This window comes from Marinomonas sp. MED121 (assembly GCF_000153025.1).
Taxonomy (GTDB): domain Bacteria; phylum Pseudomonadota; class Gammaproteobacteria; order Pseudomonadales; family Marinomonadaceae; genus Marinomonas.
This window is the reverse complement of sequence record NZ_CH672429.1, coordinates 1622472-1634537: the sequence shown is the minus strand read 5'-3', so window position 1 is coordinate 1634537 and position 12066 is coordinate 1622472. Positions and strand designations below refer to the sequence as shown.

At 41.3% G+C, this 12066-nt stretch carries 11 protein-coding genes; 1 reads left to right on the top strand and 10 read right to left on the bottom strand.

Annotation, left to right across the window (positions count from 1 at the left end; translation table 11 throughout):
• The first annotated feature begins 177 nt into the window (after positions 1-177).
• On the top strand, positions 178-1308 hold the full coding sequence (locus MED121_RS23645) for a response regulator (protein WP_009833024.1): 1131 nt from the start codon (positions 178-180) through the stop codon (positions 1306-1308).
• Positions 1309-1472: 164 nt separating this feature from the next.
• Here the strand turns inward: MED121_RS23645 and MED121_RS07385 are convergent, their stop codons facing one another.
• The 10 genes from MED121_RS07385 to dksA all read right to left on the bottom strand — a co-directional run bounded on the left by MED121_RS07385 (position 1473) and on the right by dksA (position 11903).
• Positions 1473-2444 (bottom strand): ATP-binding protein, encoded by a 972-nt coding sequence (locus MED121_RS07385; protein ID WP_009833023.1) that lies wholly within the window; start codon positions 2442-2444, stop codon positions 1473-1475.
• A complete protein-coding gene (locus MED121_RS07380) occupies positions 2441-2980 on the bottom strand; it encodes a heme NO-binding domain-containing protein (protein WP_009833022.1) in 540 nt (179 codons plus the stop codon). The genes MED121_RS07385 and MED121_RS07380 overlap by 4 nt, the downstream gene beginning before the upstream one ends.
• Positions 2981-3247: 267 nt before the next feature.
• Positions 3248-4894, bottom strand: coding sequence for a glucose-6-phosphate isomerase (pgi, locus tag MED121_RS07375; RefSeq protein ID WP_009833021.1), 1647 nt, complete (start codon positions 4892-4894; stop codon positions 3248-3250).
• Between the two features lie 105 nt (positions 4895-4999).
• A complete protein-coding gene (gene panC / locus MED121_RS07370) occupies positions 5000-5854 on the bottom strand; it encodes a pantoate--beta-alanine ligase (RefSeq protein WP_009833020.1) in 855 nt (284 codons plus the stop codon).
• Complete coding sequence (gene panB, locus MED121_RS07365) at positions 5854-6678, bottom strand: 3-methyl-2-oxobutanoate hydroxymethyltransferase (protein ID WP_009833019.1); 825 nt, start codon at positions 6676-6678, stop codon at positions 5854-5856. Before panB ends, panC begins: the two co-directional genes overlap by 1 nt.
• Positions 6679-6701: 23 nt before the next feature.
• A complete protein-coding gene (gene folK, locus MED121_RS07360) occupies positions 6702-7178 on the bottom strand; it encodes a 2-amino-4-hydroxy-6-hydroxymethyldihydropteridine diphosphokinase (RefSeq protein ID WP_009833018.1) in 477 nt (158 codons plus the stop codon).
• Complete coding sequence (gene pcnB / locus MED121_RS07355) at positions 7171-8607, bottom strand: polynucleotide adenylyltransferase PcnB (RefSeq protein ID WP_009833017.1); 1437 nt, start codon at positions 8605-8607, stop codon at positions 7171-7173. Before pcnB ends, folK begins: the two co-directional genes overlap by 8 nt.
• Positions 8608-9110: 503 nt before the next feature.
• Positions 9111-10517 (bottom strand): sigma-54 dependent transcriptional regulator, encoded by a 1407-nt coding sequence (locus MED121_RS07350; protein WP_009833016.1) that lies wholly within the window; start codon positions 10515-10517, stop codon positions 9111-9113.
• 85 nt (positions 10518-10602) lie between these two features.
• Positions 10603-11433, bottom strand: a complete 831-nt coding sequence (gene gluQRS, locus MED121_RS07345) for a tRNA glutamyl-Q(34) synthetase GluQRS (RefSeq protein WP_009833015.1) — start codon at positions 11431-11433, stop codon at positions 10603-10605.
• A 29-nt stretch (positions 11434-11462) separates the two neighbouring features.
• Positions 11463-11903 carry an RNA polymerase-binding protein DksA gene (dksA, locus tag MED121_RS07340; protein ID WP_036178939.1) on the bottom strand — a complete coding sequence of 147 codons (441 nt, stop codon included), beginning with the start codon at positions 11901-11903 and terminating at the stop codon, positions 11463-11465.
• Positions 11904-12066 lie beyond the last annotated feature (163 nt).

Sequence of the window (12066 nt, the reverse complement as noted above, 5' to 3'; positions counted from 1 at the left end):
CATTTTTTAAAATGCGATGGAATGGCTTATCTAATTCGAACTCCTGACTATACTGTATTTGTAGTTCGGGTTAGATTAATCTTAGTTTGCAAGGCAAGGTCTTAAAAGGTGTTATTGACACTGCTTTATAGATGATTCAACGATTTAAAATACTTGATTAAGCGTGATGGCGACTGTATGGATAAAAGTATATTAGTGGTAGATGATGAACCTCAAATTTTAAATGCATTGAAACGTGCGCTCCGTAAACAAGACTACTCTGTTTTTTATGCTAATAATGGAGAAGAGGCAATAGAGATTCTAAAGCAACAAGAGGTTGCTTTAATCATGTCTGATTATATGATGCCTGGGCTCTCAGGCACCGAGCTTTTGACTGAAGCTGAGAAAATTCAGCCTAATACGATTCGCATCATCCTAAGTGGGCATTCAGATTTTCAAACAGTGCTGCAATCAATAAAGCATGGAGTGGTGCATAAATTTTTAGCGAAACCTTGGGTTAATGAGGTGCTCATAGAGCAAATAAATAAAGCATTAGAGTCAGGTGCTTACCCTGAAGAAAATGGTGATACCCCTGCAGCTTCTCTAATCAGCAAAGAGGAGAAGGCGGTACAAGATGATAATCAAGATGGTAATCAGGTCTATGAAATTCAAATTTCTGAAGATAATGAAATTATAGAAATATCCGAAGAGCTAGCGGGTTTTCTTGGTTATGACGCTGAAGAGTTAAGTGATGAAGGCTTGTCTATGTTATTTGCTGATCACTCCTATGAGCAACATTTAGGCTATGTTGAAGAGCTTAATGAAAATGCTGATTCGTGGGAGCTTCCTGTGAAAAAGCGAATAGCACAAACAAAAGATCTGCATTTTTTGCCTGTTGAGTTAAGTGTTTGCTACTCAAATGATAAGAATGTGTGTTTGATAAAATTTGTTGATGATCCAGTAAAGGGTAAGGGATTAGATTCGATTTTGAATAGTATTCATGGCCCTTATATCTTGATAGATAAAGCAGGCACAATTAAGCGCTTTAATCAGAAGTTGGTTGACCTTTATGGTGACTTTGAGTTTCCGGAGATGTGTGAGCCTTTGCAAGACTTTATAACGGGTTGTGTTGATAAGGGCGCTTTCCCAAGTGCGTTAGAGGATAAAGCGGACTGGTATGATAAGTTCAGCCAGTTTAATGAAGAAAACAGTGAGCATATGATAAAAGAAAATACTTGGATTAAGATTAAAGCAACCCATGCTCCAAAAGGTGCCAGAATATTGCTGCACTTCGATATTAGTCAAAAAAAGCAACAAGCCCTAAGTTAATAACTTATTTGAAATACCCTCGGCCTAGTGTGATTTTTTACGCTGGGCTTTTTATTTTTTAAGCGACATCATAGCTTGAAGTTGCAGACGTTCTTATCAGGTTTTAAAGTGATAAGCTAAGTATTTAGAATATATTGAAATGAGAAAAGGCCTCTAAGTGAATCTTAAGAGGCCTTTTTAATGGGGAGACTAATGGTAAATTGAGAGCCTTTGTCTGGCTCGCTGGCTATGTTTATATCGCCATTGTGGTCTTTTACTATCTTGTAGCTAATATAGAGGCCTAGCCCTGTTCCTTGCCCTACTGTTTTGGTGGTGAAGAAGGGGTCGAAAATCTTCTGATAGTTCTCTTTTTTAATGCCATAGCCAGTATCTGTTATTTGAATGAGGACATTGCCAGCTTGTTCTTTTGTTCCAATGGTGAGTAATTTGGTTGGTGTGTCTTCCATTGCATGAATGGCATTTTGTAATAGGTTTAAAAAGACTTGGTTGAGTTCGCCAAGATTGCACCAAACAAGCTCTTTGCAATTAAAATCGAGCTTAATGTCACAGAGAGAATTTTTAACCTGATGATTAATAATCTTCAAGGTGCTTTCTAAGCTGGCATTGATATCAACATAATCCCAGTCTTCATCATGAATACGGGAGAAGTGTTGCAAGTTTTGGACAATATTGGTCACTCTAATAAGGCCATCTTGCGTATCTTCAAAAAGTGTTTTGAAATCCTCTGAGATGTATTCTAAATCCTGTTCTTCAATAAGCTCTTTTAGTGCTGATTTTTGTTCATCTGATATGTCCGAACTATTGAGCAAGGGTTCTATTGCTTGATAAAGGCTGAACATAGCTTTCCAATAGCTGTCCAACATATCTAGATTGCTGTTCACAAAAGCAAGAGGGTTGTTGATTTCATGTGCAACCCCAGCTGATAAGAGGCCTATAGAGGCCAATTTTTCATTTTTTACAAGCGCACTTTGTTGGGTGACTAATTCCGTGTGATTCTTTTTTAACTCTTCATGGGCGTTAGAAAGCTGTTGGCTACTTAAATAAAGCTCGCGAGATTTATTTTCTAATAGCTGTTCAGCTTCCAAACGGGCCATTTTTTCGCGCTTGAATGCTCTTTTATAGGCATCTTCACTCATAAGTATTCAATCTCAAGATCGCAATGATCGGCACCTTTATGCATGCAGGTTTTGTGCTCGACATTGATTTTTTTACCAAAATGCACTGCCGCACCTCTAATAAGACCCTCTGCTAATGGGCATAACTTTCGAGGAGATCGGTAGCGCATAGTCATCTTCCCTGAGTCGTGGTCGAAACATTCTATGGTGGGTAAATTGGGGTCAACATATAGCTTGCCGACTTCAACGTGAATAATTGAGTCGATACTCTTGAGGAAGCCATCTAGCTCAGTCATGTTCTCCATCAACACTTTGTGCCTTTGGACCAGTCCATCAAACATGAATTCGCCAAATGCTTGAACAACAACGCCTGTGGGTTGCTCTAGCTTCTCGCAAATAATTTCTACAAACTTAAATAAGGTTTCATCGGCATAACTCTGCCCAGCGATGAAAATGCCTTCTGTTTGTTTGGCTTCATCTAGTATGTCATTCCAAACTTCCATACCGTAATTAGTTTCAACCATTTCTTCTAAGATATTAAAAACGACGCCTTTCATAGGATTATCCTTTTTCTTTAAAGATAGAGCTAAAATGCGGTTTTTGAGATAAGAATTATTGTGAAAAAATGTATTAGTATGTTGATCTTGATATGAAAAGACTGAGGGGCGCAGCGAATAAGTTATCCCGTCTCAGTGCATGAATAAGGTATTTAGATTGATGGCGAGACGCCCTGTGTCTTGGCTAAGCCCTTTTTGTGTTTTTCTTGATAAGGTGTATCTAAAGGAAGGAAGAGGAGGCGTTTGACGCCTCCTCTTATCAAGGTGCTAGTTCTGTTTTAGCTTAAAAGCTTTAATTAGTGCCTGGGTAGAGCTATCTAGCGTTTTGTTGTCTGCATCAGATACAAGGCGATTATAGATGTCAGTTCCAAGTACCTTGCCTAACTCAACACCCCATTGGTCAAAGGAGTTGATTCCCCAAATTGTGCCCTGAACAAAGGTTTTTTGTTCATACAGAGCAATCAAAGCGCCGACCGTTTTTGGCGTCATCTTATCGGTTAATAAGGTGTTGCTTGGGCGATTGCCTTGAATCACTTTGTGCGGTGCTATCTTGGCTATATCCGCATCACTATAACCAGACTCTTTTAACTCCTGCTCTGCTTGGCTAAGGCTTTTTCCTAGCATAAGGGCTTGGGATTGGCTTAAGCAATTGGCAAAGAGCTGTGCATGATGATCAGCCACTGGGTTGTGTGTTGTCAGAGGTGCAATGAAATCAACAGGGATAAGGCGTGTGCCTTGATGCAATAATTGATGATAAGCGTGTTGGCCGTTTGTGCCTGCGCCACCCCAAATAATTGGCCCTGTATTGATGTCTACTTGCTCGCCATTCAAGAAATTAGCTTTACCATTACTTTCCATATCTAGTTGCTGAATATGTGCAGGTAGCGCTCTTAGGTAGTGGTCATATGGAATCAGCGCATGGGATTGTGCATCATAAAAGTTGCTATACCAAACCCCGAGTAAGCCCATAAGAACGGGTAAGTTTTGTTCGTAAGGTGCGCTTTTAAAATGCTCGTCCATTTCATTGGCACCTTCAAGCAATTGCTCAAAGTTGTCTATGCCCACCGCGATAGCAATAGGTAAGCCGATTGCAGACCAAAGAGAGTAGCGACCGCCAACCCAATCCCACATAGGGAAGATATTTTCTTCTGCGATGCCAAAGGCAACGGCTTTTTCAACGTTAGAGCTGACTGCGGCAAAGTGGCGATGTACGTCAGTTTCTGGTCCACCGTTTTCTAAAAACCATGCTCTCGCTGCATTGGCATTGTAAAGCGTCTCTAAAGTGCCAAATGACTTAGATGAAATGAGAAATAGCGTTGTTGCTGGGTTTAGCTTGGCCAATTTTCCTGTGATATCCGAGCCATCAATGTTGGCAACAAAATGTACTTTCAGACCTGTGTTTGCATAAGGCGTTAATGCTTCGGTGACCACTTTAGGGCCCAAGTAAGAGCCACCAATACCGATAGAAACCACATCGGTAATCGCTTGGTCACTAAAGCCGCGCCATTGCTTAGAGGTGAGTTGGGCAACAAAATCTTTCATTTGGGCCAAAGTGGCGCGTACTTCATCAAGCACATTTGTGCCGTCTACAATAAGGCTTTTTTGATTGTGACTTGCGCGTAGAGCAGTATGAAGGACTGAGCGGTTTTCAGTATTATTGATTTTTGCACCGTTAAAAAGAGCGTCTGTTGCTTCTTTTAAACCCGCCTCTTGGGCTAGTTTTGTTAGCAGTGAAAGTGTTTCTTGGGTGGCTCTGTTTTTAGAAAAATCCAAGGTCCAGCCAGCGCCTTTAGCGCAATACTCTTTTGCCCTATTTGGATTTTCTTGAAACAAGTTTGACATATTAAGCTCTGTCAAACTCGCTTTATGATTTTTTAGTGCTTGCCATGCTGGCAAATGAACCGGTGACCCCATGCTAATCTCCTACTTTATAAGTGGATAAGCTATACCCAGTTATCCAGTGTTAATTTAATTTTGAAAACGCTATCAAGATTAAATATCAGCTAGATGACAAAAGTATTAGTTATCTAAGTCGATTTGAATATTGTCGATCAGGCGTGCGCTGCCTAAATAGGCGGCAACTAAGATGACCAACTTGCTTTCTTCCTCTGAGGGTGTCAATAAGTTCGCTCGTGAGCGGATTTCAAAATAGTCGCGCTTGAATCCTGCTTCTTCGAGCTTTTGCTGTGCTTGTTCACGAATATCTTCGACGGATATTTTGTTTTGTTTGAGAGCATCGGCTGCCCACAAAGCGGTTTGATACAAGACAGGTGCAATACGTCTTTCTTCTGTGGAAAGATAGCCATTGCGAGAGCTTAGTGCGAGACCATCATCGGCGCGGGCAATATCTTCGCCAATGATGCGTACGCTTGAGCTTAAATCACGCGTCATGTTTTCGATGACCATGAGTTGTTGAAAGTCTTTAGTGCCAAAAATAGCACAATCAGGGTGAACCATATTGAATAATTTAGTGACCACAGTTGCAACACCAACAAAGTGTCCAGGGCGGCTAGCACCACATAAAATATCGGAAATACCTGAAACTTCTATTTGGGTTTGGCTGCGGCGACCATCAGGGTACATTTCTAATGCATCGGGTGCGAAGAGAAAGTCACAGCCATTTGCCTCTAATAAAGCTTGGTCTTCTGTTAATGTTTTTGGGTATCTTTCTAAATCTTCGTTAGCAGAAAACTGCATAGGGTTAACAAAGATAGAAGATACCACCACATCTGCTTCTTTAGTCGCACGGCGAATTAGGCTCATATGGCCGTCATGCAAATTCCCCATAGTTGGCACAAAGGCAATTTTTTTATCGGCTAATCTAATGCTTTTTAATGCGATTCTAAGTTCGGCAACTGTGTGTATGGTTTTCATTATTCGAAGCTGTGCTCTTGGGCTGGAAAGGATTGGTCTTTGACTTCATCGACAAAGGCTTCAAAAGCCATTTGTATGGAGCGTTCACCAGTTAAAAAGTTTTTCACAAATCGAGGACGACGACCTAGATTGATGCCTAGCATGTCATGAAGTACTAATACTTGTCCGTCTGTATGTGGGCCTGCGCCAATACCAATGGTCGGTACATTTACTGAGTCAGTAATATCTTTTGCTAGTGCGGTAGGAATGCATTCATACAATAGAACATCTGCACCGGCTTCCACTAGCTCGATAGACTCTTGCTTGATTGTTTCTGCTGCGCTTTCGCCTCGGCCTTGAACCTTGTATCCGCCAAATTTATGAACTGATTGTGGCGTAAGGCCTAAATGAGCGCATACAGGGATGCCGCGTTGAGATAGAAGACGAACCGTGTCACATAGCCAACTTCCGCCTTCTAGTTTTACCATACTGGCACCAGCTTGCATCAGGCGAGCGGCATTATCCAGGGCCTGTTCTGGTTTACTGTAACTCATGAATGGCATGTCGCTTAGGATAAAGGCATTCGTATTGCCTCGTTTTACCGCCGCAATGTGATAGCACATATCATCCATAGTCACAGGTAGGGTGCTATCTTGTCCTTGTATCACCATACCAAGAGAATCACCCACTAGAATTGTTTCAACACCAGCTTCGTTCATCACGTGGGTGAAGGTGGCATCATAAGAGGTTAGGCAGCTAAACTTCTCGCCTGATTCTTTCATCTCCTGTAAACGGCTAAGTGTTACAGGGCGAGCGAGTGATTTTTTTGAGGTATCAGAATACATAAATGTTCTTCCTAATTAACATTTTATAGCAAGACGAGGTCTGAAGTATCGAGAGTGGATAAGTGCTGCATGACAGTGCTGCCATTCTCTAATATCAAGTCAGGCGCTAAATCTGCCATAGGTTTAATAACAAAGCCTCGTTCCAGCATAAAGCGATGAGGCACGATGAGTCTTTCCATGTCTATCTTTTCGTTATTGTATCTTAATAAATCCAGGTCTAGTGTCCTTGGTCCCCAGTGGCGCTCTCTTACTCTACGTTGGTTTTGCTCGATAGATTGAAGTAGATCCAAAAGGGGAATAGGCGCAAGGCTGGTTTTAATCTTGGCAACAGCATTAATAAAATCGGGTTGATCTTGAGGTCCAACAGGTTTGCTGCCATAAAAGCTTGATACAGCAAGCTCACTAATGTCTGAGTGCTGTTCGAGTTGAATAAGGGCTTGTTTGAGTTGTGCTAGCGGTGTTTCTAAGTTGCTACCTAAGCCAATAAATGCCTCATTCATTATCTGAGCCTATTTCTTTACGCGGCTTAGCGTTGTCCGTTTTGCTTTTTGAGCGACGTTTAGGGCGGCGTTTTCTCGGGCCTTTTTCATCAAACTTATTATCAGCTAGATTGATGAGGTCACGACGTTGCTTTTCGCTGGCATCTTGAAATGCTTGCCACCATTCACCTAAATTACCGCTTTCAAATCCACTTTCTTCTCGTATCAGTAAAAAATCAAAAGCGGCTCTAAAGCGTGCATGTTGCTCTAATATATAAGCGCGTTTGCCAAAGCGTTTTGACAGTCTAAATTGTAGATCCCATATTTCTCTCATAGGGGTTGAGAAACGGCGTGGAATTGAAGTTGCTGAAACTTGATTGTCTAGCACTAAAGAAGCGGCCTGATGAAGGGCTGGTGTTGCTGGCAATCCTTGAGCCATAAATTCTTCATGGCGATAAAGTACTTTTGGCCAAAGTAAAAAAGCGTATAAGAAATAAGGTGCAGTGGTTTTCCCTTCAGCAATACGTTTATCCGTATTGATTAACCCCTGAAGGATGAGAGCTTCTGGGTTGATGTCCGCTCTTTGCCAGTTACTTCTTAATAGTTCGTCTGTTTCTGGGAAAAGATAGCGAAACAGTCCATATTCACGTAAAAGTTTATAGGTGGTGACACCATTACCGCTGCCAAGCAGCTTTAATACTTCTTCGAAAAGGCGGGCAGGTGGGATATGGTCCAGAAGGTGGGCCATTTCTTTGATCGGCGCAGCCGTCTCAGCTTCAATATCAAAATCAAGTTTGGCTGCAAAGCGTATGGCTCTTAGCATACGTACAGGGTCTTCTTGATATCTTAATTTAGCGTCACCAATAATGCGCACTTTTTTAGCTGCAATATCTTCTAGCCCACCGCAATAATCATGGATACTAAAATCGCTGATATCATAATAAAGTGCGTTGAAGGTGAAATCGCGTCGTTCAGCATCTTGCTCAATATCACCAAAAATATTGTCTCTTAAAATCATGCCGTGTGCTGAGCGAGCAGAGTCTGAATGTTTATCGTCTTTTTTGCTGTCTTCGCTTTGCTGCGCAGTTGCTCTAAAGGTGGATACTTCTATGATTTCTCTACCAAAAGTAACATGCACTAAGCGAAAACGTCTGCCAATCAAACGAGAGTTTGAGAATAGATTGTGTACTTCTTCTGGTGTGGCATTGGTCACAACATCAAAGTCTTTAGGTGCTAAGTCTATTAGGTGGTCTCGAATGCAGCCGCCCACAAGAAATGCATCAAAACCTGCCTTGTTAAGTCGATAAAGGACTTTGACAGCATTAGGGCTAAGATTCTTTCGTGACAGAGTGTGATCTGAACGAGCGATGATTAAAGGATATTCTTGCGCACTTTTAGGGGTGAAAAGGTCAGTTGCTTTTCGAACCAGAGACTTAAAACTTGTCAGCATTAGAGTACAAATTATTCAATTAAAGAAAGTGAGTATTCTACACGGGAAAACGAAATTTTTACACAGGCTTGCTAGAGGGGATTTGTTAAAACAAAATAATTGCTTTGGATACATGAAGATACTAATTCCGAAAACAAAGTTGGTGCTGCTGCTGCAGTTCTACTCAAGTTTTATTTTTATTGTTGCAATGTTTTCATCGCCCGAAGGCTGTCATATCAAAAAAAATCAATTATCCAAAGCAATTTTTCTTTCCCTGACCTCAGGTTTTATTTTTATTTTGAGAGGTCAGAGTGTTCCAAGATTTTATTTTTATTTTAGGAACTTACACTCGATGATTAACTTATTATTATTATGGGTCAATCTTATTATCGTTGTGATCACTATAAGGCATTAGTTGTGCCAATTATTGTATCTTGTTGAAAAATATACATATTTATTTTAAAAGGGCAAAAAAGTGAAGTTTTAAAGTATTTTTAATGTTCCTTTTGGTATCACTTGTTACCTTAGGTGTTACTTTTTTTCTGTATGCCTAGCTTTTGCCTTCTTTCCCATAGACTTTTGCGAGAAATGCCGAGATTCGACGCAAGTTGGGTCTCTGTCATCTTATTTTGATGAAAAAGTACGAAGCTTTTTAAATAGTCATCCAGTGTGCTGCCTGCAGGTGTAAATGTCACATTTTGATCCAATGTTTTGTCTGATGTACCTGATTCTGTCCTTGGTTTTAAAGGGTCTGATGGTGTTTTGTGAATTTTAAGTGCGACAGGGTCTAATTCGTCATCGCTTAAAATGACAGCTCTTTCGATTGCGTTTTCTAATTCTCGTACATTGCCTGGCCAGTGGTGTGCAATGATAGCTTGATCGAACTCCTTGCTATAAATGAAGTTCTCTTTGTTGTGTTTTTTGCACACTTTTCCAACCAGGGATTGGCTAATTAAACTAATGTCTTTGCCCCTATCGCGAAGTGGTGGCAAAAGTACTTCCATCACGTAAAGGCGATAGTATAAATCTTCCCTGAAGAGGCCATCTGCTACCATTTGTCTTAGGTCTCTATGGGTGGCAGTAACGAGTCTTATGTTCACCTTGGATGATTGGGTAGCACCCACTCGTCTTATTTCGCCTTCTTGGAGTACTCGCAGTAAACGTGCTTGGGCTTCAATAGGCAGTTCGCCTATTTCATCAAGAAATAATGTGCCATTGTCCGCTGCAGCTATTAGGCCATCTCTGGTTGATGCTGCGCCAGTAAATGCGCCTTTTTCATGGCCAAACAATTCTGATTCAATCAGACTTTCAGGGATGGCGGCGCAGTTTACGCTCACCATGGCTTCGGAGTTGCGCTCGCTTAAATCATGAATCGCCTTGGCGACTAATTCCTTACCTGTGCCTGATTCGCCTCGAACTAAAACCGTAACGTCTGTGCAGGCTATTTTTTCTAGGTCTCGGAAGAGCTGTTTCATGGGCGCGCTATTGCCTATGAGACGACCAAATGGATCTGCGTGAGAGGTGTGTTTAGTTTTTGCTTTATTTGCTGGCGTTTCCTTGGTTATTTTGCTGGTTTGTTGAGTAAATTTGTTGATGGTCTCGAGCACCTTGTCTATCAAGGTTTCTGGGTCTGTTGGTAAAGGAAGGTAGTAATGGGCGCCAGCCGCCATTAATTCTACCGCTCTTGTTAAGCTAGGTTTGTCGTCAAGCGCAATAGTTGGGCATGAGTTTAGACTAAGTATCTTGGAGTACGAATCACTGTTCAGACAATCCTGTGTAATGAGGGCGGCGTCAAAACTAGAAACCTGATAATAACTATCTGCTTGTTCAATGGAGTTGGCTTCAGAAATAAGAAAGTCATTTCCTACTAGCCAGTTATTTATGTCATTAAAGTAAGGTGTATTGTTATGAATAAATAAAATGTGTTTCATCAGGTATCACCAGAAATTTCTAATGTCACCATTATACACATAAGCGGGCATTGAGCTATTTACAGAAACTGACGGCCTTTTGTTTTTATACTCTTGCTAAAGACCAGTTTTTTATGGCGAAATCTAATGTGGTTTGAATCGTTTGTTGAGGGCCAATCTTTTGGTTTAACAATGTTAACGCATGCTTAAGGGTTTCTAGGTTAGCTTTTGGGATAGCAGGGGCATGATTTTGTTTGCTGAGCTTTAGCTGGTTGTCATCTGTAACGAGAGGGATGTGACAATATTGGGGAACATTCCATTCAAAGGTATTAAATAAGTTGATTTGTGCTGCCGTGGTATCGAGTAGGTCACAGCCTCTTACAACATGGGTAATGCTTTGAAAATGGTCATCAGCGACGACCGCAAGTAAGTAGGCATAATCTAAATCTTTTCGCTTAATTATACTGTGGCCAATTTGCTGCAAAGGATTTTGTGTTTGCATACCTTGGCGTTTATCTAAAAAAGAGATGTCTTTATTGTGGGAAATCAGTCGCCATGCATGGGGTTTTTTGATGTCGCTTGAGCAAATATGCGTGTGAGGGCCGTTAAGATGCTTGAGTTCCTGTCTGGTGCATTGACAAGGAAATACAAGATTTTGGCGGATTAGTTCATCAATAAGAGATTGATAGCGTTCGGTTTGCTGGCTTTGATAAAGTACAGGGGCGTCGCTAGTTAGCTGATAGCTCGCTAGGGTGTCTAGAATATCTATGCTGTGCGCGGGTTTACAGCGTTGGCTGTCGACATCTTCAATGCGTATTAACCACTTACCACCATGATGCTTGGCGTCAAGAAAGCTAGCGAGCGCACTGACCAGTGAGCCTAGATGTAGTGGACCGGATGGCGAAGGTGCAAACCGGCCTACATACGAAGGGTGCATAATCAAATAAGATATTCAGCAGGTAGAGGTTAGCTACCTGTTTGCTTTTCTTTGATCTCAGCTAAGGTTTTGCAATCGATACAAAGTGTCGCAGTGGGTCTTGCTTCTAAGCGGCGAATACCTATTTCAATACCGCAGTGGTTGCAAAAACCATAATCATCTTCATCAATTAACTCGATAGTCTGATTGATTTTCTTTACCAGTTTACGCTCGCGATCACGGGTGCGTAATTCAAGACTGAACTCTTCTTCTTGGCTGGCTCTGTCATTAGGATCCGCATAGTTAACCGCTTCTTCTTTTAGATGGCTAACGGTGCGATCTACTTCTTCCATTAAATTTTGCTTCCAGTTGAGCAGAATATTTCTAAAATGCTCTAACTGTTGCTCGTTCATGTACTCTTCACCTTCCTTCGCTTCGTAAGGGGTGAAGTCTTTCATTAACGACTCAGAACTCATATCTGGCATATGCAGCGCCTCACTTCGCAGGTAATCCGTGTGGTAACCTGTACATATATTATTCGGGTGGTGTTTATTGCGGCCGGAAACTTACCAAATTATTTGTAATGAAACCACTAATTTAATGGCTTTTTTAGTAAGTGAATGCAATAAAGCAAACCACGTTAAGTTTATTTAT

Bases quoted from the DNA above. Each gene is read 5' to 3' on its own strand.
- panB (WP_009833019.1), bottom strand. From the start codon at position 6,678: ATGTATTCTGATACCTCAAAAAAATCACTCGCTCGCCCTGTAACACTT.
- panC (WP_009833020.1), bottom strand. From the start codon at position 5,854: ATGAAAACCATACACACAGTTGCCGAACTTAGAATCGCATTAAAAAGC.
- MED121_RS07380 (WP_009833022.1), bottom strand. From the start codon at position 2,980: ATGAAAGGCGTCGTTTTTAATATCTTAGAAGAAATGGTTGAAACTAAT.
- pcnB (WP_009833017.1), bottom strand. From the start codon at position 8,607: ATGCTGACAAGTTTTAAGTCTCTGGTTCGAAAAGCAACTGACCTTTTC.
- pgi (WP_009833021.1), bottom strand. From the start codon at position 4,894: ATGGGGTCACCGGTTCATTTGCCAGCATGGCAAGCACTAAAAAATCAT.
- MED121_RS07385 (WP_009833023.1), bottom strand. From the start codon at position 2,444: ATGAGTGAAGATGCCTATAAAAGAGCATTCAAGCGCGAAAAAATGGCC.
- MED121_RS23645 (WP_009833024.1), top strand. From the start codon at position 178: ATGGATAAAAGTATATTAGTGGTAGATGATGAACCTCAAATTTTAAAT.
- MED121_RS07350 (WP_009833016.1), bottom strand. From the start codon at position 10,517: ATGAAACACATTTTATTTATTCATAACAATACACCTTACTTTAATGAC.
- gluQRS (WP_009833015.1), bottom strand. From the start codon at position 11,433: ATGCACCCTTCGTATGTAGGCCGGTTTGCACCTTCGCCATCCGGTCCA.
- folK (WP_009833018.1), bottom strand. From the start codon at position 7,178: ATGAATGAGGCATTTATTGGCTTAGGTAGCAACTTAGAAACACCGCTA.